20 protein-coding genes are annotated in these 24,210 nt (G+C 62.6%); 10 read left to right on the top strand and 10 right to left on the bottom strand.

Annotation, left to right across the window (positions count from 1 at the left end):
- The first annotated feature begins 154 nt into the window (after window positions 1-154).
- Together R2855_07905 and R2855_07900 are read left to right on the top strand one after the other, a co-directional pair.
- On the top strand, window positions 155-1,549 hold the full coding sequence (locus tag R2855_07905) for a sialidase family protein (GenBank protein MEZ4530945.1): 1,395 nt from the start codon (window positions 155-157) through the stop codon (window positions 1,547-1,549).
- A gap of 169 nt (window positions 1,550-1,718) precedes the next feature.
- A complete protein-coding gene (locus R2855_07900; GenBank protein MEZ4530944.1) occupies window positions 1,719-5,132 on the top strand; it encodes a hypothetical protein in 3,414 nt (1,137 codons plus the stop codon).
- A gap of 254 nt (window positions 5,133-5,386) precedes the next feature.
- Here R2855_07900 and R2855_07895 read toward each other — a convergent pair whose 3' ends face one another.
- From R2855_07895 to mltG, 3 genes are read right to left on the bottom strand one after another with little or no spacing between them, the layout of a single operon-like run.
- Window positions 5,387-6,124 (bottom strand): A24 family peptidase, encoded by a 738-nt coding sequence (locus R2855_07895; GenBank protein MEZ4530943.1) that lies wholly within the window; start codon window positions 6,122-6,124, stop codon window positions 5,387-5,389.
- Window positions 6,121-6,969, bottom strand: a complete 849-nt coding sequence (gene aroE, locus R2855_07890; GenBank protein MEZ4530942.1) for a shikimate dehydrogenase — start codon at window positions 6,967-6,969, stop codon at window positions 6,121-6,123. The genes R2855_07895 and aroE overlap by 4 nt, the downstream gene beginning before the upstream one ends.
- A 3-nt stretch (window positions 6,970-6,972) precedes the next feature.
- The gene (gene mltG, locus R2855_07885; protein ID MEZ4530941.1) at window positions 6,973-8,097 is read right to left on the bottom strand and encodes an endolytic transglycosylase MltG; all 1,125 of its coding nucleotides are present in this window, start codon (window positions 8,095-8,097) and stop codon (window positions 6,973-6,975) included.
- 159 nt (window positions 8,098-8,256) lie between these two features.
- On the opposite strand from mltG, the gene miaA reads away from it, so the two are divergent.
- The 6 genes from miaA (at window position 8,257) to R2855_07855 (ending at window position 15,645) form a co-directional block, all read left to right on the top strand.
- Window positions 8,257-9,207: a tRNA (adenosine(37)-N6)-dimethylallyltransferase MiaA gene (gene miaA, locus R2855_07880; protein ID MEZ4530940.1), complete on the top strand. Its 951-nt coding sequence runs from the start codon at window positions 8,257-8,259 to the stop codon at window positions 9,205-9,207.
- A gap of 76 nt (window positions 9,208-9,283) precedes the next feature.
- The gene (locus tag R2855_07875) at window positions 9,284-10,642 is read left to right on the top strand and encodes a DUF2851 family protein (GenBank protein MEZ4530939.1); all 1,359 of its coding nucleotides are present in this window, start codon (window positions 9,284-9,286) and stop codon (window positions 10,640-10,642) included.
- Window positions 10,643-10,673: 31 nt separating this feature from the next.
- Window positions 10,674-11,540, top strand: coding sequence for an amidohydrolase family protein (locus tag R2855_07870; GenBank protein MEZ4530938.1), 867 nt, complete (start codon window positions 10,674-10,676; stop codon window positions 11,538-11,540).
- 4 nt (window positions 11,541-11,544) lie between these two features.
- A complete protein-coding gene (locus tag R2855_07865; GenBank protein MEZ4530937.1) occupies window positions 11,545-12,915 on the top strand; it encodes a glutamine synthetase family protein in 1,371 nt (456 codons plus the stop codon).
- A 263-nt stretch (window positions 12,916-13,178) separates the two neighbouring features.
- Window positions 13,179-14,798: an aminotransferase class I/II-fold pyridoxal phosphate-dependent enzyme gene (locus tag R2855_07860; protein MEZ4530936.1), complete on the top strand. Its 1,620-nt coding sequence runs from the start codon at window positions 13,179-13,181 to the stop codon at window positions 14,796-14,798.
- A complete protein-coding gene (locus R2855_07855; protein MEZ4530935.1) occupies window positions 14,752-15,645 on the top strand; it encodes a GNAT family N-acetyltransferase in 894 nt (297 codons plus the stop codon). The genes R2855_07860 and R2855_07855 overlap by 47 nt, the downstream gene beginning before the upstream one ends.
- A gap of 16 nt (window positions 15,646-15,661) precedes the next feature.
- Here the strand turns inward: R2855_07855 and R2855_07850 are convergent, their stop codons facing one another.
- Genes R2855_07850 through R2855_07840 form a run of 3 tightly spaced genes read right to left on the bottom strand, consistent with a single transcriptional unit; the run spans window position 15,662 to window position 18,664 of the window.
- Window positions 15,662-16,831 (bottom strand): aminotransferase class I/II-fold pyridoxal phosphate-dependent enzyme, encoded by a 1,170-nt coding sequence (locus R2855_07850; protein MEZ4530934.1) that lies wholly within the window; start codon window positions 16,829-16,831, stop codon window positions 15,662-15,664.
- Window positions 16,832-16,836: 5 nt separating this feature from the next.
- Entirely contained in the window at window positions 16,837-18,087 is a 1,251-nt protein-coding gene (locus R2855_07845; GenBank protein MEZ4530933.1) for a M3 family oligoendopeptidase, read from the bottom strand.
- Window positions 17,984-18,664 carry a hypothetical protein gene (locus R2855_07840; protein MEZ4530932.1) on the bottom strand — a complete coding sequence of 227 codons (681 nt, stop codon included), beginning with the start codon at window positions 18,662-18,664 and terminating at the stop codon, window positions 17,984-17,986. The genes R2855_07845 and R2855_07840 overlap by 104 nt, the downstream gene beginning before the upstream one ends.
- Before the next feature lie 427 nt (window positions 18,665-19,091).
- Between R2855_07840 and nadA the strand changes: the two genes are divergently transcribed.
- Window positions 19,092-20,342 (top strand): quinolinate synthase NadA, encoded by a 1,251-nt coding sequence (gene nadA, locus R2855_07835; protein MEZ4530931.1) that lies wholly within the window; start codon window positions 19,092-19,094, stop codon window positions 20,340-20,342.
- 135 nt (window positions 20,343-20,477) lie between these two features.
- On the top strand, window positions 20,478-20,969 hold the full coding sequence (locus R2855_07830; GenBank protein MEZ4530930.1) for a peroxiredoxin: 492 nt from the start codon (window positions 20,478-20,480) through the stop codon (window positions 20,967-20,969).
- Window positions 20,970-21,045: 76 nt separating this feature from the next.
- On the opposite strand, the gene R2855_07825 is transcribed toward R2855_07830, so the two are convergent.
- The 4 genes from R2855_07825 to R2855_07810 all read right to left on the bottom strand — a co-directional run bounded on the left by R2855_07825 (window position 21,046) and on the right by R2855_07810 (window position 24,084).
- Window positions 21,046-22,452: a glucose-6-phosphate isomerase gene (locus R2855_07825; GenBank protein ID MEZ4530929.1), complete on the bottom strand. Its 1,407-nt coding sequence runs from the start codon at window positions 22,450-22,452 to the stop codon at window positions 21,046-21,048.
- Between the two features lie 98 nt (window positions 22,453-22,550).
- The gene (locus R2855_07820) at window positions 22,551-22,811 is read right to left on the bottom strand and encodes a (2Fe-2S)-binding protein (protein ID MEZ4530928.1); all 261 of its coding nucleotides are present in this window, start codon (window positions 22,809-22,811) and stop codon (window positions 22,551-22,553) included.
- Complete coding sequence (locus R2855_07815) at window positions 22,808-23,755, bottom strand: FAD-dependent oxidoreductase (GenBank protein ID MEZ4530927.1); 948 nt, start codon at window positions 23,753-23,755, stop codon at window positions 22,808-22,810. The genes R2855_07820 and R2855_07815 overlap by 4 nt, the downstream gene beginning before the upstream one ends.
- Window positions 23,752-24,084 carry a (2Fe-2S)-binding protein gene (locus tag R2855_07810; GenBank protein MEZ4530926.1) on the bottom strand — a complete coding sequence of 111 codons (333 nt, stop codon included), beginning with the start codon at window positions 24,082-24,084 and terminating at the stop codon, window positions 23,752-23,754. Before R2855_07810 ends, R2855_07815 begins: the two co-directional genes overlap by 4 nt.
- Between the last annotated feature and the right edge of the window lie 126 nt (window positions 24,085-24,210).

The raw sequence follows: 24,210 nt of genomic DNA, 5'->3' as shown, positions 1-24,210 counted from the left end.
CTTCGCAGGAGATTGGCGGCCTGTCATCACCGGATCGGTCGCCAATCTGCGCAAGTCTGGTAGCATCCGGCGTGCCGCGATCCGCGGCTCGTGTCCCCGCGACTGATTTTTGCCGGGCGGGATTGTTCTCCGCCCCTATTCGAGGTTGACCACGATGCTCAAACGACGGTTGAGAACCATTGCCCTCGCGGGCGCGCTCACATTGGCCGGCGCGATACCGCTCCTTCCTGCGGCGGCGACCGTTCAGCCGAGTTACGACACGATCAGGATCACGAATGGCGGCGAGGCTACCCTTTACGAGGTGTCGATCGACTGGTCCCCGCTTGTGATCAACCTGCCAGACGGTGGAGCCTGGGGCTTCTTCACCGCGCAGCTCCGGCTGCCGACCGAACCTGGCGCGAACCCGCTCCTCTCCAACCGAAAGCTCTTTGCCACACGGTTCGATCCGGGAACGGGCAACTGGCAACCGGCGTTCGCGCTCCCGGGCGAGGTCGCGTTCGGTCCCACCGGCGTGGTGGACGGCGCCGGCACAACCCACCTCGTTTACACCATCCGCGGTTCTCTGGACCCGACCTCGTTCTCGACCCTGGTCTACATGACCGTCGACGATGCCGGGAACTGGAGCCAGCCATCGGTGATCGTTTCCAGCGAGACTGCCGGCCATCAGTTGAGCCCAGACCTGACGATCGATAGCGATGGCGGGCTCCACCTGGCCTGGCAAGACCAGCGGGGTGTTTCCGACGAGCTGCGCGCGGCGGATCCGTCGAACGCCGATGTCTTCGTGAGCGATCTCAACCCGGATGGCACCTGGTCAGAGCCGGTGCAAGTCAATCAGCGGCCAGATGACGCGACCAACGCGAGCCGCCCTCAGCTTGTTGCCGATGGCGACCGGCTGATCGCTGTCTGGTCGGTCTATAACACTGAGGTTGGCCTCAACACTGCAACCACCCTGATGTGGAGCGAGCGGCCGATTGGAGATTCCGCCGCATGGAGTGAACCGCAGGCGATTTTCGATCGCGGAAGCGATCTGATCGGCGGCCGGTTCCTCGACATGGCCGACGACCCATCCGGTGGCGTGACCCTGGTCTACGGCCGTCGCACAGAGGAGGCAAATCAACTCTACCTGCAGCGCCTCGATCAGGACAGTGACAGCTGGAGCGAAGCCGCAATGATCGCATCCGGTGACCGGGGCAGCTATCCACGCATCGCGGTGAGCACAGACGGCACCACCTATGTGGTCTACAACCTCGGCAGCGGTGTCTCGGTCAAAGTTGGCGCGCTTGCCATCGCGGCAGGGCAAACCGTGGCTGGCGCCGAGGAGTCGCTGACGGCTGGCGAGGAAGGCATTCAGGGCATCGCGACCGTTTCGGTCGATACGCTGGGCCGACCGTGGGTGATGTATTTCCATCAGCCGCTGCAGCAACCAGTGGAAGAAGCGCGCGTGCTTCGCTCGGCGCAGATATCGAGTGCTCCGGCTGAGGAAGTTGCCGGCGAGGCCACACCGGTCGCCGAGACCGAGCCAGCTCCTGAGGCATCGCCGGAGAGCTAGTTTCCGGAAATCCCGCTCATTTCGAAGTTGCGTACAACGGTCCCGGACGATGTCCGGGACCGCTTGCGTTCAGATGGACCCACCGGTAAACTGGGTCTCGGTCTCCCGTGAACGGGGAACGTGAATCCGCGCCTGCAAGGCAACGGTTCACACAGGGATGGGTAGGTCTTTGATACGTACAGAGAGCCGCACATCACGTTTGATTGCAGCGGTTCTTTCCGTTGTTCTGGCGATCGGTCTTTTCGCTCCTGTCGTGCGTGCCGACGAGATCGGCGAAGGAGCGGGAACATCGGTCGACGCAGCTGCGATCGTCGGCAATGATTCCGCGTCGGTAACCACCGGCGGCGGGCATACTGGCGGGAACGGCTTCGGCGCGAACGCGGAGGGCGGCGCCTCGACCGGCGGTGACGCCACGGGTGGCGCTGCAAACGGCGGTCCCGCTCAGGGTGGTCCGGTCACCAGCGGGAATACCTCCGGCAAGCCGGCGGGTCAGGGCCAAAATGTCGCTGGCATCGACGGCGTCGATGGCAACCTTCTTCCTACATCCACGACTGACAACGGAACGCTTGTGTCGATTTCCGCCGCGGACGGCGGAGATGGCGCATCCGGCACCGGTGGTACCGGCGCAAACGGCGCGGCTGCCATCGGTGGCGATGCGACCGGCGGCAATACCCGCGGTGGCAACGCCACCGGCGGCAATGGAACTGCCGGCAACGGCGGTCAGGGCGGCAACGCCACTGCCGGAAACGGCCAGGGTGGCAATGCCGGAGGGACGACGGTCGGCGGTCCGGCCACCGGGCAAGGCGCTTCCGGCGCGAATTCCCAGGGCGGAAATGCCACGAGTTCCACCACCGGCGGAGGCAACACCGGCGGCAGCGCAGTTGGTGGAGACGGATCCGGTGGCGATTCGACTGGCGGCGCAGGCACTGGCGGCGCCGGAAACGGCGGCGATGCGACTGGTGGAGTCGTGCGCGCGGGCGATACAACAGGGTCCCAGGGCGGTCAGGGCGGCACCGGAACCGGCGGCGACGGCGGGGATGGTGGCGCGATCGACCATACAGTTTCTCAGATTACCCAGAGCAGCACGCTCGATTGGGCAGCTCCTGGCAAGACACAGGTTCTTGGCGGTGACGGCGGCGATGGCGCCACTGGCGCCGGCGGCACTGGCGGCAAAGGCGGCACCGCAAATGGAGGCGATGCCGCTGGCGGCAGCGTTGCTGGCGGAAGCGGCACCGGTGGCCGCGGCAGCGGTGGACGGGCCGGCACTGGTGGCAACGGCTACGGCGGCAATGGCCAGGGCGGCAACGCTACGGGCAACACGGTAGGCGGAGATGCCATCGGCGGTGGGGCGTCAGGTTCCGGGTCGATTGGCGGGTCTGCGTTGTCCCACACCGAAGGCGGTGGCAATCAGGGCGGTGCCGGCACCGGCGGAGACGGCTATGGCGGCGACGCCAACGGCGGCACAGGCACCGGCGGCACCGGTACGGGCGGCGATGCCTATGGTGGCGATGTCTATGGCGGCACCACGATTGGCGGCACCGGTGGCACCGGCGGTACCGGGCAGGGTGGCGACGGCGGTGACGGCGGTTCCACGAATCTGACTGAAATCGAAGCAACAGACGCCCAGGGTGACGTGACCGTCACCGGATTGGGCGGCAATACCGCGATCGCCGGGGACGGCGGAGACGGCGGCGACGCGAACGGTGGCCAGGGCGGCGAAGGCGGCCAGGCCAACGGTGGCCGCGTGGTCGGCGGCACGGTCACTGGCGGGCGCGGCACTGGTGGCACCGGCATCGGTGGCCAGGGCGGCACGGGTGGTTCCGGTTCGGGTGGGAACGGCTACGGCGGCAATGCCAGTGGAAGCACAGTCGGTGGGAACGCCACCGGCGGTGGCGCGTCCGGCAGCGGAAGCACCGCTGGTGCCGGTGTTTCCGAAACGGTCCACCTCGGCAATACCGGGGGCGTTGGCACCGGAGGCAATGGATACGGTGGCGATGCCAACGGTGGCACAGGCCAGGGTGGCGTCGGCCAGGGCGGCAACGCGGTTGGCGGTGACGTCTACGAAGGCAATACCTACGGTGGCATCGGCGGAACGGGCGGCATCGCCAACGGCGGTTCAGGTGGATCGGGTGGCAACTCGATCGTAACCGGCATGGTCCTCGATACGGATTCCGGCGCGGATGGCTCGATTTCGGCGATCAAAGCCGGAGATTTCAGCGCAGGCGGCAATGGCGGAGCCGGCGGCGACGCGCTTGGCGGCGATGGCGGCCAGGGCGGCGGTGCGACTGCTTCGACCGGAGTGCTGGGCACGGTTGCCGCAGGCAACGGTGTCGGCGGCAGCGGTGTCGGCGGCGCCAAGGGTTCCGCGGGTCAGGGCACGGGTGGTACTGGCAGCAGCGGAAACGGAAGCGGAAGCGCGGTTGCTGGCACGCAGTCCGGCTCGAACGGCAGCGGCGCGGGCAATGTGACCACGACGCCCAATGTGAGTCCAGACGATGTCAACGGTGAAGGTTTCGATGGCCAGGCCGAGGATGGTCCGGGGCTGGACGGGGTCGGCATCGACGGCATCGCGACACCTGGCGAAATCATCGAAGGCGAAACAGAAGACGGACATATCGGCAACGGTGGCAACGCGTTTGGCGGCCAGGGCGGCCAGGGCGGTAGCGCCATCACCATCGGCATCATCACCTATGGCTACACCGGCGATGTGGAGCTTTCACAGTCGTCCGCGGACTTCACCATTGGTGGGAACGGCGGCACCGGTGGTTCGGCCACTGGCGGGTATGGCTACATTGGCGGAGATGGCGTTGGCGGTGATGGCGGTAACGCCGGTGGCGCCTTCGACGCGCAAGTGCTGAGCGGCGACTGCAACGTTTCGGTTCTGATGTTCCAGCTCAGCAACGCCAATGCCGAGATCGACAGCGCATGCACACCCTCGACCGAGGCCGATCTGGTCTTCGGCGGTGTGGGCGGCAATGGTGGCACCGCCACCGGTGGCCTCGGCCAGATCGCCGGCGGCAATGCAACCGGAGGCGATGGCGGCGATGGCGGTGTGGCATTTGGCGGTGTTTCCTATGGTGGAAACGGCGGGAATGGCGGTAGCGCGATTGCGACCAATGCCAATGCAACGGGCGGTGATGGTGGCAACGGCGGTAACGCGACCGGTGTGGTCGCGACGGCCGGCAACGGTGGCAACGGCGGCAACGCGACCGCTGTAAATGGCAATGCGATCGGTGGCGATGGCGGCAACGGCGGTATTGCGACCGACGCTCAGGCCTCTGGTGGCGATGGCGGTAACGGCGGAAACGCGACCGCTACCAACGGCAACGCGACCGGTGGCAATGGCGGTCAGCCTGGCTCGATCGACAACGGCTCGGTCGGGGGCAATGGCGGCACCGCGGTCTCGGTCGGGGGCGATGCAACCGGCGGCAACGGCGGCGGCTTGGCCGATGGCGGTTGCGCGGTTTCGGTCGGAGGGACCGCAACTGGCGGCTCGGGCGGCACCGGCGGATTCGACGGCTGTGGCGTCCAGCTCACCGACGAAGACGGCGACGGAATCTACGACGTCGACTGGGGCGATTGATCTCCGAAACGCCACTGGGATTTCGAACGTGCGAGTTGACCGCCGGCTTCATCGAGCCGGCGGTGGTGTTTTCGGGAGATCCGGGGCGGTGCAGCCGCGAGCGTTGCTCGATGGCCGACTTTCCTCCTCCTGCAAGCTCCCGCTGCCAGTAGACCTCAGCAACCCCGACAGGACAGCAATCACTCACATTCGTCTCAAGGCCCAGGACTCAGGCCCCTGGACTCTGGACTCTGGACTCCTGCCCGAAGGTTCCCTCAAAGCAACAACGTAATGAGTCCTCCGAGACAGAGAAAAGGACCGTAGGCTGTCGCGTGCTGGCGCGCCGACCTGGAGACGAGCGGGAGAAGAATGCTCGCCGTGACAGCAAGGATGACTGCGATCACGAACGCAGGGACGATGCCATCGCCACGAACAATGGCGCCAACCGCGGCGGAGATATAGATATCCCCTACGCCGATCGCGGAGATCTTGAAATTCATGCTGCGGAAGACCCACCGCGACAGGGCGAAGAAGGCAACCGCGATGGCCACCCCGCCGATGAGCCCGACCATCGCCGATCCCATGGCGCGGGGACCGTCGAGAAAGCCGAGCACGGCCGCGACCGCCAATGCGAATACGATGCTGTTGAGATAGAGCACGTTTCCGCGCAGATCGATGATGAGAATGAGCAGCAGAGGAATCGCGGAAACAACCGCAAACACGAGTTTGCGCGGGTCGTCCCACGTCCACCCGAGCAGAAAGAAATACGCCGCCACGGCCAACTCCCAGAACAGGCGGCCATTCGGTTGCGTGGTGGAACAGGATCGGCAGCGGCGCGCCGTGAAAAGGCCGTAAAGCGGGAGCCAGGTCGTTGCTGGCAGCGGCGCGTGGCAGCTTGCGCAGGCAGGCTGCAGCTGCCGGGAGCTCTTTCCCAGCCCAATCTCTGAGAGATTCCAGAGAATGGCTGCCAACAGCAAGCCAAGGATGACGAGCGCGATGGGCAGCAAAGTCACGATCGCGCTGCCCGAGCCACGCGAGCGGCGTCCAGCATGAGATCCACTGGAGCGGACTTTCCGGTCCAGATCTCGAGCGAGCGCGCGCCCTGAAAGACCAACATTTCCAACCCGTCGAGCGCGCGCAACCCACGCGTGCGGGCCGCTTCGAGGAGATCAGTGTCTCGATAGGTGATGTCGACCACTAGCGCTGTCGCAGGCAAGAGCGCTATGCGCTCCTCCGAAAGGGGAAGCTCACCACGTTTCCATCCCAGCGCGGTGGCATTGATGAGCAGATCCGCAGAACGTATGGCTTCGAGCGCCGCCGGCGCATCTGACGCAAGAGCGTCGACTGGTGCTGGGGCAAGATCGACACGTAGCCGCTCAGCGCGCTCGACTGTGCGATTCAGGATCGAAATGCGGCCCGCGCCGACTGATTCGAGCGACAAGACTGCGGCCCTGGCAGCCCCTCCAGCGCCGAGGATCACCGCATGCCATCCCGCAAGATCGCCGGCGTGCAACTGCAGAGAGCGCGCAAGACCATAGACATCGGTGTTGTCACCAAACAAGCGGCCATTGCGATTGGAGATCGTATTGACCGCTCCAGCGCGCGCAGCAAGCGTGGAAACCTCATCGATGAGTGGAATGACGTGCTCCTTATGGGGAACAGTGACATTCGCACCGAGTACATCCGGTTCGCGCAGAGATTCGATACGAGCGGGGAGCTCGGCCAGCGTTGTGTGCCAACGTTCGTAGGTCGCCGGAATTCCGAGGGCATCGAGCGCCGGTTGCTGCATGGCAGGCGAGATGGAATGCTCGACCGGGTCACCAATGACACCGACCCGGTAGCGGGAGCCGTCGCCCATGGGTCAGGAACCTGCGAAGGGATCGCTACCGGCGGCAGGTTCACTGACATCGCCGGCGATGTAGTCGATGTTCTGCTGCTGCTCGTCGAGCGTGGTCGCAAACAGGTGATACCCGGAGCCGTCCGCCTTGGCAAAGAAGAAGTAATACGGCGAATCGGCGGGGAAGAGCACCGCCCGGATGGAGGAATAGCCTGGGTTTGCAATCGGTCCAGGTGGCAAACCCATCACCTGATACGTGTTGTAGGGGCTTTCGACATAGAGATCGTCGCCGGTGAGCTCTGGCCACCAATCGCCGGTCGACCCGATGGCGTATTGCACGGTGGGATCGGCGTCGAGCCGCCATCCCTCGACATAGCGCTTCTGATAGATGTCGGCAATGATCGGGCGCTCTTCCGATACGGCGGCTTCCCGTTCCACCAGCGACGCAAAGGTCATGACCTCATACAACGTGAGTCCCATTTCAGCAGCACGATCGCGCATGTCCTGCGGAACCTTGGCGTCGAAATTGGTGAGCATCGATTCGATGATCTCGTTAGGGGTGGAATCGGGAGTGAAGTTGTATGTGTCCGGGTAGAGGTAGCCTTCGAGCGAGGCTCCTTCCGGCCGATCGGCAAGGAACGAAAAGTTTTCGGACGGATAGTTCCGCGCGGCCTCCATGAACTCATCGAAGGTGCCGTTCCAGCCGAGATTCACCAGCTCGTCCGCGATTTGCTCGGTGCGCCAGCCCTCGATGACGGTAATGGAGAGGGTCGAGGTATCGGCAATGCTGCCGCCACTGTCCGAATCGTCATTGTCCTCGGAGGCGTTTCCGGTGATGGTGTCGATAATGTCTCCGACCGACATCCCCTTGGTGATGCGGTAGGAACCGGGCTCCAGCTCGGTATTGACGACGCGCATCCGGTTGGTGAAGTACGTCTTGCTATTGATCAAGCCATTGTCTTCGAGCAGTTGGGCGATTTCGTCCGGCGTGTTGTCCGCGTCGATCGTGACGGTGTAGACCTTCCCGATATCATCCGGTCGGGATTCGTTCTGGAAATGCTCGAAGGCGCGCGCGCCGCCCAGCAAGACCAGCCCGGAGATGACCAGAATAGTCGCGATCTTGAGAATTTGGACGAGCCACTGAACCATGAAGCGTTGGGGCCTGTGCGGACGAAGGTCTCATTACGAAACGGTGCGCGACGTCGCGGGGTTTCGCCGTCTCCTGGGAAGCGGATCGCTTCCTCGCAGTAGGCCATTGTAGTTTTGGATGCAGGCGCAAAACAAATCGAATCACTTGATCTGCCGCCGTTGATCGTCATTTGTGGCGCCACAGCCACTGGAAAGACCGCGCTCTCGATTGCGTTGAGCCAGCGCTTCGGCGGTGAGGTGATCAATGCCGATTCCCGATACCTGTACCGCGGGATGGACATCGGCGTTGCCAAGCCGACCATGGCCGAGCGAAAAGGTGTTCCCCACCACCTGATCGACATTCTCGATCTCGACGACCCGGAAGGCATGTCGCTCGCGGTGTTTCAGGAGTTGGCGTTCAGCGCGATCGACGATGTACTGGCGCGAGGAAACTTGCCGTTCCTGGTAGGAGGGACGCCGCTCTACATCAACGCGGTCGTGGAGAACTGGCGAATTCCCCGCGTTGCGCCCGACCAGGCATTTCGTGCGCGTATGGAGCAGGAGATCACCGAGCGTGGGCTGGAACCGGTGGTCGAGCGTTTGCGGGCAGTCGATCCGGCCGCGGCCGAGCGCAGCGCGACGAACCCGCGCAGAGTGATTCGGGCACTCGAGATCTTCGAGGCGACCGGCCAACCGATGAGCGAGCTGGAAGGCAAGGACGCCCCGCGATATCGCGCACTGGAACTGGGGCTTTCGATGCCCCGTGAACGCCTCTACCAGGCCATCGACGACCGGGTGGACGATCAGATCGCGCAAGGGCTCGAGCGCGAAGTGCGGACACTCCTGGAGTCCGGAGTGCCTCGGTCGAATCCGGCATTTTCGGCCCTGGGATACCGGCAGCTCTTTCCGGCGATCGATGGGGAGCTATCGCTCGAGGAATCAATCCAGACGATCAAGCACGACACACATCGCTATGTGCGCCATCAGGAGACATGGCTCCGCAAGAACCCCAGGATCGTGTGGCTGGACGTAACCCAGAACGGCTGGGAACGACAAGCGGCGGCAGCCATCGAGGCGTTTCTCGCAGGCACGAATCTGTCTCCTTCGCATGCCACTCGATCGATCCAGTGACCCGCCAAGACTCGAACCGCTGCTGATCTGGTAGAGTGCCGGGAACGCTTCACCCGAGTCGACATCGAGCAGTTGGTTGGACTCGACCCGCAAAGAGCCCACACGAATCCGCGAGATCGCCGTTTCACGCTGGTGGAACGGAGCAGATCTGAGCGCGCCGATCCGGTGCGCGGACGGACGCGAGCTCTCGATCGTCTATCGCGGGAGCTGGTCGCATGGATTGGGCCCAGACTTCCAGAAAGCGCTGATCGATTTCGGCGATGGGCGTTTGCAAGCCGGAAGCATCGAAATCCACCTCTCGACCGCGGCATGGAAACAACACGGACACGACCGCGATCCCCGCTACAACGACGTCATCCTGCATGTCGTGCTGGAACACGACGGCAGCGAAACACGCCGGTCTGACGGGCGAATCGTGCCGGTCGCGGTGGTCGCGCCGGAACCGGACCTGCTGACAGCGCTGCATGGCTACACCGTCGACTGGGATCTGGTCGGTGGCGACGTGTGCGCCGAATCTGTGGCGCTGAGCGAGCCGGCGGCGATTCGAGAAACGCTCTGGAATCTGGGAGACGAGCGGCTGGGCGGCAAGGTCACGCAGCTCTCGGCGCGGTTCGAACGTGAAGCGCCCGCGGATGTCCTCTTCGAGCTCGTCATGGACGGTCTCGGATACTCTGCCAATCGAGAACCGATGCGACAATTGGCGCGCCGCATGCCAGTCGCGCTGATCGATGCGTTGCTCGCCCTGGTCGAACCAGGCGAGCGGTACGCGCTTGGGCTTGGGCTCCTGCTGGGCGTCGGCGGTTTTCTGCCACTCTCCCCGACAGAGGCAGAGATTGCCCAGCTCACACCGGCAGAACTGCAACGAGTCGAGGGTTTTTGGCATTCGCATGGATCTGCCTGGCGTCACGATCGCTTGCCTCCCACGAGTTGGGAGCGCGTGCGGGTCCGACCAGCCAATCACCCGTTGCTGCGACTCGGCATGGCCGCGGCCCTCCTGACCAGTTCGTTCGAAGGGTTGACGGCTTCGATCGTGGAAACGGTTCGCACCGGCAACGATCCTGTGCGTCTCCTGATCGAACAGTCACGATCGGGTGACCGGACCGGTATGGGCGAGGGCCGCGCGATCGCGATCGTGGCGAGCGGCGTGCTCCCATTCCTGATGGCGCTGGCTGATGCGACCGAAGAACAAGAGCTGTCCGAGGCCGCGTCGCATCGCTGGGCCGTGTTGGAATCTGGAGAACCAAATCAGATCACCAAACGAGCATTGCGGCAAGTGGCAGGTTCGGCCCGGCTCGGGCGCATCGGCGAACGCGGCATGCAGGGTCTGATCCAGCTGGACCGGATGTACTGCGAGCCACGACGCTGCATGGAGTGTTCCATCGCGCATCTGGCGCTCTCACGCCTGCCAGTCCTCGAGCAAGCTGCGCTAGAGTAACGGCTACGAGTTCGAAGGAGAAAGGTGAACCATGGCAACGCGGCCGATCGTCGATTCGCACGTGCATATCTGGAATACCGAGCGCTTTCCGCTTCCCTGGCTGGAGAACGTCCCCAGCCTGAACAAGCCGCTTTGGATCGACGACTATTTCGCCGCGACTGGTGACCTGAACGTGGAAGGCTTCGTCTATCTCCAGGTCGATGTGGCGCCGACGTATGCGTTGATCGAAGCGCAAACCATCGCGTCCCTGGCTGAGGTCGATCCGCGTGTGTTGGCAATCGTGCCGTGGGCGCCGCTCGAGGAAGGTGACAGGGTTCGTATCTATCTCGAGACACTCGTGGAGTACTCCCCGAAGATCAAGAGCATCCGGCGGATCGTGCAAGGAGAATCCGATCCGGAGTTCTGCCTCCGGCCTGGTTTCATTCGCGGGAATCAGATCCTGCCCGAGTATGGATTGACCTCGGAAATCTGCTGTTACTTCAACCAGTTGTCAGCGAATGTAGAACTCGTTCGGCAATGCCCGGGAACCGAGTTCATCATGAATCACATCGCCAAACCGAACATTCGCGGCGGGCAATTCGAACCGTGGGCGAGCCAGATGGCCGAACTGGCGAGCTTCGGCAATGTGGTCTGCAAGATCAGCGGCGCGACCACCGAAGCCGATCTGGAACATTGGACACTCGATGATGTGCGCCCCTACGTGGAGCACGCGCTCACGGTCTTCGGCGAAGACCGGGTCTTGTTCGGATCGGATTGGCCCGTGGTCACGCAGGCGGCCAGCTTCACCCGTTGGGTCGAGACGGTCGAAACGATCACAAAGGACTTCTCCGACGAGCAAAAGAACAAGCTTTGGAAGCAGAATGCCGTCCGCTTCTACCGACTGGAAGACGAGGTCTAGACCGATGCAGATTCGGGGCATGCTGACCGAGCAGGAGCTCGCTGCCGAGATCGAAAGTGGGGCGATCGATACGGTCATCGTCGCCAGCTGCGACATGCAGGGACGACTGATCGGCAAACGAGTCAGCGGTTGGTACTTTCTCGAACACGCCAGGAACCACGGCACGCATTTCTGCACCTATCTGCTTGGCACGGACATCGAGCTCGAAACGCCCAAGGGCTACGAACTCATGACCTGGGAGTCCGGATACGGCGACTACCTCTCCCGTCCCGATTGGGGCACCGCGCGCCGCATCCCCTGGCTCCCTGGCTCCGCGCTCATTCTGGCGGACGTGGTCGATGAAGCAACTGGTGAAGAAATCCCGGTCTCCCCCCGTACGTTGCTGAAACAGCAGGTCGAGCGGTGCCGAGCTATGGGATTCGAGCCAAAGATGGCCAGCGAACTCGAGTTCTACCTCTTCGACGAGAGCTTTCGCGCGGTCAAGGAGAAGGATTACCGGAATTTCGTACTCGGCGGCGACTTCAATGAGGACTACCAACTCTTTCAGGGAACCAAGTACGAACCGTTCTATCGATTGCTCCGCACTCAGCTCAATGAAGCCGGCGTGCCGATCGAGTTCAGCAAAGGCGAAGCGGCCGTCGCGCAGCACGAGATCAACATCCACTACGGCAATGCGCTCGACGCCGCCGACCGGACGGTGCTGCTCAAGCACGGCATCAAGGAGATGGCGGTTCAGCAGGGGCTGGCGGTGACGTTCATGGCCAAACCGGATGCCAGTTGGACCGGTTCGAGCGGGCATGTGCATTGCTCGCTGGCAGCGCCCGAAACGGGAGCGAACCTTTTCGCGAACGACGCGGGCGAAATGTCGGTTCTGATGCGCTGGTTCCTGGGCGGATTATTGGAAGGGACGAGAGCGCTTTCACTCCTGACCGCGCCGAACATCAACTCATACAAGCGGTTCGCGTCGTCGAGCTGGGCTCCGGTCCACCTGGTCTGGTCGCGGGACAACCGCACCTGCGGATTTCGCATCGTGGGCAACGGCGCAAGCATCCGCATAGAGAACCGCTTCCCGGGAAGCGACAGCAATCCTTACCTGGTCTACGCGGCCATGCTGGCGATGGGCATGTACGGCATCGAAAAGCAGATCGATCCTGGTGAGCCGTTCGTGGGGAACGGATACCTGGCAAGCGGGTTCCCACGGGTGCCTGGCTCGATGGTCGACGCCATCGCGGCCTGGGAAGGGAGCCACCTACCGGAACTGCTCTTTGGCAGGACGGTGGCGCATCACTACCTTCATACGGCAAGGCTCGAACAAGAAGCGTTCGACCAGGCAGTCACCGATTGGGAGCGGCGGCGCTACTTCGAACGGGGATAGCGGGCGGCACGCATGGCGTCGTGACGATTACCGGGAAGTCCTCCTCGTTGCCGAGGCCGCCCCGAAAAACGGTCTCATCGCATCGGTCGAGACGACCTGGCGGGGCGTTTCCATGAATTGCGAACAATCTCGCTTCCCGCGTTCGTGCAATGAGCACAGTTCTTGCGTTCCGGATTGTGCAGGGTGGGGCTGATCCCGCAACGCACCCGTGAGAGAAAATCAACAGGATACGAGGCCAAGACGCAGGGGGCATTCTCGAACCGATGGCAACCACCGCCGCCACTGGACGCTGCACAGACGAAAAACCGCATCAGATCGAACCGGCGGTCCCGTTCTTTCAACCGTCCATTGTCGACGCACAGGGAAAGCTCGATCACCATCGCGCGCCGTTCATCGAAGGAATGACCGCGTACCGCCAGCAGAGCATGACGCCGTTTTCCACGCCGGGGCACAAGCTCGGGCGCGGCATGGACCGGGAACTGATCGAGCTCTTCGGCGCGGATGCGTTTTCCAATGACATTCCGGTCAGCGGTGGAGCGGATACGATCCACTTCGGGTTCGATACCTGGCGGCTGGCGGAAGAGCTCGGCGCCGATGCCTGGAACTCGGACCGCACCTTTTATCTCGTCAACGGATCTTCCACTGGCAACCTCGCCTTCCTGACCGCGCAGCTTCGGCCGGGCGACAAAGTCATCGTCGCGCGCGACGTGCACAAGTCGATGATGGTCGCGCTGATCCAGAGTGGCGCGCGCCCGGTCTATATCGCGCCAAAGCTGCATCCGAAGCTGGATATTGGCTTGGGCATCGAAGCGCACGACGTCGAAGAGATGCTCCGCAAGCATCCTGACGCCAGGATGGTCATTCTCGTAAGCCCGTCATACTGCGGCGTATCGTCCGATCTGGCGGCTATCGCGGAGGTCGCGCATCAGCGCAACATCCCGGTCTATGTCGACGAAGCATGGGGGCCGCATTTTCATTTCCACCCGGCGCTGCCCCAATCCGCTATGGAAAGCGGTGTGGACGGCGCGGTGGCCAGCACACACAAGGTGTTGGGCGCCTTCACCCAAAGCGCGGTGCTGCACATCAAGGGACCGCGTGTGAGCCCTGCTCGGGTGGCGACCACCGTCGGGATGGCGCAAACCACCAGTCCCGCGGCGTTCATTCTGGCCACGATCGACGGATGCCGGCGGCAAATGGTGCTGAATGGCCGGGAATTGCTCGATGTCGCCATCGAGTTGGCCGAGGACGCGCGCTACCGGCTGCAACGGATTCCGGGCGTATCGGTCCTGGACGCCGCATTGTTGGGCGTCGACTACTACGACCTCACCAAGCTGGTCATCGATGTGCATGGGCTCGGCTTGACCGGGTTTCAGGTCGAGGACGAATTGCGATATCGCTACCACATCAACCCCGAGAGCAGCGACCTGACCAGCGTGATTTGCCTGGTCACGGTGGGCGACACCAAAGACACGCTCGACCGGTTGGTAACCGCATTCGAGTCGATCTCCCGGTCGCAAAACGGGTCGAAACCGAAGGGCGGCGGCGCGGTGGTGCGGTCGTCAGGCGCGGTCGTATCCCCAGGGATTCAGGCGATGTCGCCACGCGACGCCTTCTTCTCACGACAACGAGCCATTCCACTCGAGCAAGCAGCCGGTGAGATCTCAGCCGAGCTGGTCATCCCCTACCCGCCGGGAATCCCCGTGCTGGCTCCTGGTGATGTGATCACGGTCGAAAAGCTGGAGTACCTCGCAAACGGCGCCAGGCAAGGAATGTACATTTCCGGAGCCGCGGATCATCTGCTGCGGACGATTCAAGTCGTGGATGAGCCAAAGCAGAGTGCCTGGACACAGACTCCCTACTATTCGAACCTTCCAACCCGCTGATCAGGAGCCGCTCGCCGCGCTGTTGCGCGCGTCGTTGGCCGCCGGCGAGCAATCGGGCAACACTGCGAGCGACTTCGAAGGGCTCATTGGGGCGTTTCCCATTGCCCGGAACTTTCTGGTTGCCGAGCTGGACGGGAAGCCAGTTGGGTTGATCTGCTCAGACTACAAGCTGGTCGTCGTCGAGCCTGAGTTTCGCCGCCAGGGAGTTGGCGCCGCACTGGTCGAGGCAATGGAGTCGGCGCTGGTCGGTACGCCGGACGGCCCGCTGATCCTCTACCCTCCCCATGGCAATGCCGGGGCCATTGGTTTTCTCGAGTCGTTGGGATTCGCCTACGATCACAGTTTCTGGCGCTTCGGACTCGATCCCGAACGCGTAGTCCCGCTCCCGTCCCTGCCGAACGATCTCTCGCCCACGAGCTACTCCGACTCGGACATCCTTCCGTACATCGATCTGATCAACACATCGTTTCTCGACCACCCGACACCCCTGCGCGTCACGCTCGAACAAATCGAGCATGTGCACGCGAAGCCGAACTTCGATCCAGCCGCAATCGTGATTCTGCGCGCTGCGCAGGACGAGATGATCGGGTTCTGCACCACCGGAATCGACCGCGAGAGCGATCCGCCGGTGGGACACATCAACCTGGTGGGCGTCCTTCGGGAGTATCGCGGTCGTGGGTTGGGGCGTTGGCTCCTGCTTTGGGGGATCGAACGGCTGCGCGCGCAGGGAATCGAGACGATCGGGCTCTCGGTCGATGCAGGCAATGAGAACGCGGTTGGACTCTATCGCTCGGTCGGGTTCGATCCGGTCGAGGAATGGCCGCAATGGATGCGGGCGCGAGGCTGAAGACCCAGCTATCCGGTCACTCGAGAATGGCGCGAAGCCGATCCGCGGCGGCAGCGATCGTGGCGTCCGTTTTGGCAAAGCAGAAGCGGGCAAGCAGCGGAGCCGTGGCTGGGTCCAGATAGAACGCCGACGGCGGAAGCGCTACGACTCCGGCAGTCTGCACCAGCCATTCGCAGAAGGCAACGTCGGTTTCGAACCCTCGGTTTGAAATGTCGGCCATCAGGAAATAGCTGCCGCCGACCGTTAGCGTTTCGAACCCCGCCTGGGCCAGTGATACGGCGAGCAGATCGCGCCGATGCGTGTAGTCGCGCTTCAATTGGTCGTAGTAACCGTTGGCGCGCGCTTGTTCCATGGCACTCGCCATCGCGTCCTGGAATGGAGTCGGGCTTGCGAAGGTGACGAATTGGTGGACGCTCTGGATCGCTTCCACCAGCTCGGCAGGACCAACCGCGTAGCCGATTTTCCAGCCCGTCATGCTGAAGGTCTTGCCGGTGGAGTTGACCGAGATCGTGCGCTCCCACATTCCCGGCAGCGAGGCGATCGGTATGTGCACCGCGCGATCGAAGGTGATCCGGTCGTAGACCTCGTCGGTGAGCACCAGGATGTCACGTTCGATAGCCAGATGCGCAATCTGCTCGAGCTCGTCCGGGGAAAAGACCTTGCCGGTTGGGTTGTGCGGTGTGTTGAGGAGCAGGAGCCTGGTGCGCGGTGTGATCGCGCTCGATAGCGCATCGAGGTCGAACGACCAGTCGGGTGGATTCAATCGCACCGGCACGAACGTCGCTCCAGCAATCGTGGCCGAAGCCGGATAGGAGTCATAGAACGGCTCGAACGCTACGACCTCATCGCCCGGACCGCTGAACGCCTGAATGGCATCGAAAATAGCCTCGGTGGCGCCGTTGGTTACCACGACCTCACGCATCGGGTCGATGTCTCGTCCCAGCGCGGCAGCGTAGTCGATGGCAACCTGCTCTTTCAGACGAGGCGCGCCGGAGCTGATGGCGTATTGATTCAGATCGGCATCGATCGCCTGCTTGGCGGCGGACTTGACGAAGTCTGGGCCAGGGAAATCGGGAAATCCCTGACCCAGGTTGACGGCGTTGTGCTGCCGCGCCAACGCGGTCATGCGCGTGAATACAGAATCGCCAAATCCCTGGATACGCGCATGCGCCCGCGTGGCCGCCATGGTGTCTAGTTCGCTCCGGCCGTGAAGTTGTCCGACAGTTTCTCCATCTCGGCAATTGTCTCATCGAAGATGCGCAGCGCGGCGTAGACCGGTTCCGGGGTGGTGAGGTCGGCGCCGCCCCGCTTGAGCACTTCGATGGGGTAGTCGGAGCTTCCAGCCTTGAGCATGCCGAGGTAGTTTTCGCGCGCTTCCGGTCCCTCGTCGCGGATTCTGCTGGCGATGGCCAAAGCGGCTGAAATGCCGGTTGCGTATTGGAAAACGTAGTACGCGCGATAGAAGTGTGGCACGCGGCTCCATTCGAGCTTGGAGCGGTCGTCGTTGAGCACACCGGGCCGGTAGAGCTCGGTGCGGCCGCCGTAGAGCTCGCTCAAGCTCTCCGGCGTGAGCGGCTGCCCCTCGGCCGCAGCCACGTGCGCCCGGTGCTCGAAATCGGCAAACATGGTCTGCCGGATCAGCGTGCCGGAAATCGTGTCGGCGAAGTTGTTCAGGATCGAGAAGCGCTCCTGTGGATTCTCCTCCGGTGTCTGGGCGAGCAGATCCCAGGTCAGCAGCGTCTCGTTGATGGTCGAGGCGACCTCGGCGAGGAAGATCGAGTAACCCGCATAGTGGAACGGATTGTTGGCCTGGCTATAGAAGCTGTGCATCTGGTGACCGGCCTCGTGTGCCAGGGTGAAGACATGGTCGGTCGAACCGTTCCAGTTCATCAGGATCACCGGGTTGGCGCCGTATGTTCCGGACGAATACGCCCCGGAATTCTTGCCTGCAGTTTCGTGCCAGTCGATGGTGCGCTTGCCGAACAAATCCTTCAGGTCGTTCGTGTAGGTATCTCCCAGCGCTGACAGACTGCCGAGCACCGTGTTCACTGCTTCGTGGATCGAGAACTTACGCTCCGGCGCCGGAGACAACGGCACATAGAGGTCATAGAGCGCGAGCTGCTCGACACCGATCAGTTTGGAACGCAGCTTGTAGTAGCGTTCGATGATTCCGGTCGAATTCGAGACTGCCTCGACCAGGCTGTCGTAGACCGACTCGGGTATGTTGTCATCCAGCAACGCCTGGGCGCGCGCCGACGGGTAGCCACGCACACTGGCGTAGAAGTTGTCGTTGCGGATCGAGCCGGCAAACAGCGCGCCTGTGGTGTTCTTGTGCTTCTCATAGGCGGTCATCAACTTGTCGTAGGCACGAGCGCGAACATCCCGGTTCTTGCTTTCCATCAAGAGCTGATAGCGCGCGCGTGAGTTTGATGAGCTCGCCATCCTCGTTCTCGACCTCCCCGAAATCGAGATCGGCATCGTTGAGCGCGCTGAAGGCTTCCGAAGCAGTGCGTGCGATCTCTGCCGATTGCGCAAGCACCGTCTCGATTTCGATCGAGCGGACGTACGGCCGCTGGCGAGCGGCGTCTTCCAACGCGTGCCGGTAGGGCTCGAGCTCGGGAGATTTCAGAAACTCGTCATAGGTTTTCTCTGGAATCTGCAGGAGTTCCGGCTGGAAGAACGCCAGCGCCTGGCTGGCCTGGATCGCCGCGCTGACCGCGCGCTCGAACGCGGCGGAACGCTCCGGGTTGGCGACGTTCTCGTCTTTGCGCAGGTGGGCGTAACTGGCAGCGCGGGAAATCACCTGGCGCGCGGCCATGGAATCGTCCAGCGCCTGGCGCAGACCCGCGGCTGACTCACCGAGTTTTCCCTGCCAGGACGCAGCTTGTTTCACGAGCTCCGGGATACGCGCGAGATCCGCTTCGAAGGCGGCGTCATCGACGTAGTAGGACGAAAGATCCCAGGTCTCTTCGACCGGGATGTCGTCCCGCGTGAGCTGTTCGAGAGTGGTTGTCGACATCAATGACCTCTGTTCGATGAGTGATCTGATCGTAACGGTCAAGTTTAGGGGCAACAGGCAACGGGCAACAGGCAAGAGGCAACGGGCAACGGGCGAGGCAGGCAACGGGCAAGAGGCAACAGGCAAGAGGCAACGGGCAACAGGCAACAGGCAGCAGGCAAGAGGCAAGAGGCAGAGGCGTGGATAGGGGGTGTAGGTCGGACGTCGTTGTGTTTTGCATTGGTGAATGAGGGCAGATTCGCGCTTGTGGAAGAGCGTGAATCGGCTGCCTTGGCGTGCCGAACCCGACTTAGTGTCACATTGACAATTACTCCCGTGCTCTCTATGCTTGGGGACGCTATGAGGGAATCAGGAGCGTGAGGAAATGCTCCGGTCGTCTGGCGTCAGACCCGGCCTCCTGGTTCATCTCGAAGGAGTTCGAGGCGCAATGTCCTCTTCGATCGATCTTTCCATTCGTCCGCAAGGGCTCTCGTCGAAGTTCGGCGAAAAGTCGTCCGAGTGGTTCGACAACCAGCAGCTCGGCGTCGCGGCCTGTGTGCCAGAAGAGGGCACCGGCGCCTATGAAACCCTCTTCACCTATGGGTCGACGCCCAAGAAACAGGCGAAGATTCCGCGCGACTACTTCAAGATGCCGGTCGAGGAGCGGGACGCCCGCACCTGGGAAGCCCGCAACGCGATCGGCGACAAGCTCGTGATCCTGGGGCATCACTACCAACGGGACGAGGTCATCCAGTTCGCCGACTTCCGCGGGGACTCATACAAGCTCTCCCAGGAAGCCGCGACGCAAGGGGAAGCCGACTACATTCTCTTTTGCGGTGTGCACTTCATGGCCGAGAGCGCCGATGTGCTCGGGCAACCGCACCAACAGGTCATTCTGCCCAACATGGAAGCCGGGTGCTCGATGGCCGACATGGCCAAACCGGTCGATGTCGAAGCCTGCTGGGCGGAACTGAAGCGTCTCGGGATCGGCAATGTCGTTCCCGTGACCTACATGAACTCCGCGGCGAGTCTCAAAGCGTTTTGCGGCAAGAACGGCGGCATCGTCTGCACGTCCTCCAATGCCGAACGGGTCTACGACTGGGCGTTCGATGGTGGTGAGCGGATCCTCTTTTTCCCGGACGAGCACCTCGGCCGCAATACCGGACTGAAAAAGGGCATTCCACTCGACAAGATGGTCGTGTGGGATCCGTTCCAGCCGTTGGGTGGCAACACCGAGCAGCAACTGCGGGACGCCACCGTGATCCTCTGGAAGGGGTATTGCTCGGTGCATGCCCGCTTTACGACCGAGCAGATTGCTACCGCACGCGCGGCGTATCCCGACGTGCAGGTGATCGTGCACCCCGAATGCGACTATCGGGTGGTGCAGGCGGCCGATTACGACGGATCGACCGAGAAGATCATCAATACGATCCGCGACGCTCCAGACGGCACCACCTGGGCAGTTGGCACTGAGATCAACCTGGTCAACCGGCTTCAGAAGGAATTGCCGGGGAAGAAGATCTTCTGTCTCGATCCGGTCATTTGCCCATGCTCGACCATGTACCGGGTGCATCCCGCCTATGTGCTCTGGTCACTCGAGCATCTTGCCCGGGGCGAGGTGGTCAACCGAGTGGAAGTCGATCCCGTGACGAAAAAGGATGCGCTGATCGCGCTGGAACGCATGCTGCTGGTGCCATAGGAGCATCCAGTAGTAGCAGCAGCGAGACTGAAATGAGCGGCCCTGCGATATCAGTGGCCGCTCATTTCGTCTCAGGTCATCGTCAGCTCAATTCCGGGCCTTGCCCGGTGTACGCGTCTCCCATAAAATGCCCGCATGACTGAACTGCCGCTTCCGCCAGGACCCCATGTTGGCGATCCTGCTATCGATTTCACCCTCGAGAGCACGGGCGGAACGTCGATCACCCTCTCGAACTATTTCGGCGCCTACCGCCTGCTCCTGATTTTCTATCCCAGAGATTTCACATCTGGCTGAACGAACCAGCTGTCCGCGGTTCGCAGGGCGATCGACTCCTATCGAGATTTCGATACCATTCCATTCGGCATCAGCGGTGACGACCTCGACAGTCACGAGCGCTTCAAGGTGCATCTCAAATTGCCCTTCGACTTGCTCGTCGATGAGGGGCTGGAACTCTCCCGTGCGTATGGCGCGCTGAAGCCGGTCCCCGGGAAACCGGGCGAGTACAGCGAATCGATCAACCGCACGGTCTTTATCGTCGGCAAAGACGGCACGATCATCTATCGGGAAAATGGCATCCCCAAGACCGACGATCTCCTGGGAGTGATTCGTCATTCTGGCGACGAATGACGTATTCCAGAACTCATTCCCATGCGGACCCCTGCCACTGACAGCGTGGCCAGCCTTCCCAGCGTTGCAATCGTGATCAGACCGTGTAGCTGGGTCCCTCTGGCGCAGCCAGGAGCGTAGCTTTCAGGTCCTCGTACCCTGCGCGGCCCATGAGTGCGTAGGTGGCATTCTTGCCGGCTTCGACACCGGGCTGGCCAAAGGGGTTGACGCCATAGAGCCCGCCGGCGACGACAGTCTGGAACTCATGCATGAAATAGAACTCTCCCACGATCCCGGCATCGATGGTGGGAATCGTGAGCATGAGGTTGGGACGTCTTGCCTCCGTCAGCGCCCAGGCGGTGGCGAGCCGTTCGCGATCGAGCAGCGTGCCCAGTTCCGCGCCGTCGAGATACTCGAGATCCGGAATGCCTGCGGGCACGCCATCGATCCGAACTTCAGCGCGATAGTGATCGACGCCAATAAGGCAGAGAAGCTTGTCGTTCGGCCCCTCGGTGTAGAGCTGGATTTGCGAATGCTGGTCGATTGCCCCGAGCGCCTTGATCGGCGTTTGTCCGGCAAAGACTTCCTTGCCGTCCGTCCCGAGCCGCTTGCCGAGACTCTCTGCCCAGAGCTGGCGGAACCAGTCGGCAATGCCAAAGAGCGCATCGGCATACGGCATCATGACCAGCATGGCTTTGCCGTTAGTCGTGTTGGAGAGGTAGGCGATCGCCGCGAATAGCGCAGCGGCGTTCTCGAAGATATCGGTCGATTTGCAACGCTCGCGCATCGCAGCCGCGCCTTCGAGCATTCCGCCGATATCGACACCGCACATTGCTGCCGGCAGCATTCCCACCGCGCTCAGCACGGTCTGGCGTCCGTCGACGCCGGGAGGAACCGGAAAGGTGCGATAGCCCTCCTGGTCTGCGAGCTTGCGCAGAAGACCGCTCTCGGGGTCGGTGGTTGCGATGATCTGCGAGCGCGCTTGCTTCTTGCCGACAGCCTTCTCCAATGCGTCCTGCACGACCAGGAAGTTCGCCATGGTTTCGGCCGTTTGACCGCTCTTGGTTACGACGTTGACGAGCGTCTTTTGTAGGTCGACGGTAGCAAGCGTGGCAGCGACCTTCTCCGGGTCGGGATTGTCGAGCACAAAGAAGCGCGGTCCGCCCCGTTGCCTGGCCGGCAAGAGATTGCGGTAGGGATGCGCCAGCGCCTGAATGGCCGAAATGGCTCCCAATGAGGAACCTCCGATGCCGATCAGGATGAAATCGTCGTACTTGGCGCGGTTCTCATCTGCAAAGGCTTCGATCTCGTCGACGATCTGCCGATTGTCCGGCAGGTCGATCCACTTCTGGTCGCCAGCGGCATGCTCCGCCCAGATGCGCTCGATTTCGCGGGCGGCTTTGGGCGCAATCGCCTGCAATTGCTCCTCGGTCAAGCCATTGGCATCGCCCACGGCGGACGCCATCACATTCCGGTAATCGAGCCTGATGCGTGAATCGGTCACGACGCCCTCCAATACATGCCAAACGAGCCGTTTCGATGGTAGCACGGCGGGATGTGGAGTCCCGGTCCTGGGCCCTGGGTCCGGTGGATCCAGGGCGATCAGTCGTCGTCCGACGCCGGCCAGGATTCAGCAAGCGTATCGAGTCTGATCTGGCGCGCCGGAGGACGCTGCGTCATCGGATCGAGACCAGCTTCGTCGAGCAAGCGCCGCACCTCGGAGAGGCAATAGACACCCTGACAACGCCCCATCCCCACACGAGTGTGGCGCTTGACGTCGTTCAGCGTGGTCTTTCCTTCGGCGATGACCTCCTCCACCCGTTCGAGGCTCAGGTCTTCGCAACGGCAGATGTAGTTGGTCATCCTTGCATCTCCAGGGGGACGAGCCACGGTTGCGCATACGTGGGATCCGAATCGTAGGCGGCCATGCGCGCTGGCCGCATGCTGGCAAGCTCCGCTCGCATCTCGGCGCCTCGTGCGGGATCGATCATTCCGGCCTTGCCAGCAAGGACTGTGGCCACCATGGCGCCCTCGAACTCGCAAACTTCGACATTGTCGACACCTGCAGCGTCGCCAGCGAGGTAGAGACCCGGCTTGCCACCCTCGCCGTTCAAATGATGGAGTGGCGCCCAACCACCCAGCTCGGGCGCCCAAACCAGCTCGAGTTCGGCCATCGTTGCTAGCATTATGTCCGGCTGGCGGCCAACAGCCACCGCCACGATATCCACGTCATGCGTTTGGTCGCCTACTGTGACGCGTTCGACGGCCGCATCCCCGGAAACGACGATCGACCGGGCGTCCTCCTCGGACAGCAGCATGACTACCTGTCCGCCGGCAGTGCGTGTGGCATGTGCGGTGGCAGCGGCATCCGGCCCGTCGCCGAGCACGAGAACACGCTTCCCAGGCAACACGCCATACTCGCCAATGAGTCGCCGCAGACCGCTGCCAGAGATCACACCCGGAAGCGTGTTTCCTTCGAATGCCAAAGCGCGATCGGTCGATCCCGTTGCGAGAATGACATTGGCGGTCTCGAGCGTCTCGGCTCCAGCCGGAGATTCCAACGCGATGGTCCAACCGGGAAAAATCCCCCACGCAACCGTGCTCGAACGCAATTCGACATCGAGCCGCTCGCACTCACCCACGTACCATGCGAGTGAATTGCCGGCCGGGAGGTCATAGCGCAATCGACCGCCGGGAGAGGCCCGCTCGTCGACGACCGTGACACGCATCCCGGCCTCGGCCGCGGTGACTGCCGCCGAGAGACCTGCGGGCCCCGCTCCGACGATGACGACGTCCGGCGCGCTCACGAGACCGCCTGCCGCTCGACCGGGCCATGTCCGCGCTGGATGCGCACGTCCATGCCGTCTCGAACTGGGGTCGTGCATGCGCGCTGGTTGGCCTGGCCATCGACCACCACCAAACAATCGTCGCACCGCCCGACGAAGCAATACCCGCCGCGTTGCTCTCCTGCCACCGCGGTAACCGTGAAGCTTCGGATTCCAGCTGCTAGCAACGCGCTGGCGATGGTGTCTCCGGCGTATGCCACGATGGGGACGCCCTCGAAGACCAGCGCGACCGGTTCACCGGTTGGTTCGCCAACCCGACCGGCGCCATGACGATTCTGTTGCTCGATCACCGTCGATCCACTCCTGAAATGCCACGAATCGCTGGCAGCATGGCAGTTTCCGATCACTCCGTCAAACCGGAATTCGGGTTTCGGATGATGGCCCGATCGGAGCCCTCCGCTATACTCCAGATTCGA

Source organism: Thermomicrobiales bacterium (genome assembly GCA_041390825.1).
Classification (GTDB): domain Bacteria; phylum Chloroflexota; class Chloroflexia; order Thermomicrobiales; family UBA6265; genus JAMLHN01.
This window is presented reverse-complemented; position numbering and strand designations above follow the sequence as displayed.

Bases quoted from the DNA above. Each gene is read 5' to 3' on its own strand.
- R2855_07860 (MEZ4530936.1), top strand. From the start codon at position 13,179: ATGGCAACCACCGCCGCCACTGGACGCTGCACAGACGAAAAACCGCAT.
- R2855_07840 (MEZ4530932.1), bottom strand. From the start codon at position 18,664: ATGTCGACAACCACTCTCGAACAGCTCACGCGGGACGACATCCCGGTC.
- R2855_07905 (MEZ4530945.1), top strand. From the start codon at position 155: ATGCTCAAACGACGGTTGAGAACCATTGCCCTCGCGGGCGCGCTCACA.
- R2855_07820 (MEZ4530928.1), bottom strand. From the start codon at position 22,811: ATGACCAACTACATCTGCCGTTGCGAAGACCTGAGCCTCGAACGGGTG.
- mltG (MEZ4530941.1), bottom strand. From the start codon at position 8,097: ATGGTTCAGTGGCTCGTCCAAATTCTCAAGATCGCGACTATTCTGGTC.
- R2855_07845 (MEZ4530933.1), bottom strand. From the start codon at position 18,087: ATGGCGAGCTCATCAAACTCACGCGCGCGCTATCAGCTCTTGATGGAA.
- R2855_07850 (MEZ4530934.1), bottom strand. From the start codon at position 16,831: ATGGCGGCCACGCGGGCGCATGCGCGTATCCAGGGATTTGGCGATTCT.
- aroE (MEZ4530942.1), bottom strand. From the start codon at position 6,969: ATGGGCGACGGCTCCCGCTACCGGGTCGGTGTCATTGGTGACCCGGTC.
- R2855_07865 (MEZ4530937.1), top strand. From the start codon at position 11,545: ATGCAGATTCGGGGCATGCTGACCGAGCAGGAGCTCGCTGCCGAGATC.
- nadA (MEZ4530931.1), top strand. From the start codon at position 19,092: ATGTCCTCTTCGATCGATCTTTCCATTCGTCCGCAAGGGCTCTCGTCG.
- R2855_07870 (MEZ4530938.1), top strand. From the start codon at position 10,674: ATGGCAACGCGGCCGATCGTCGATTCGCACGTGCATATCTGGAATACC.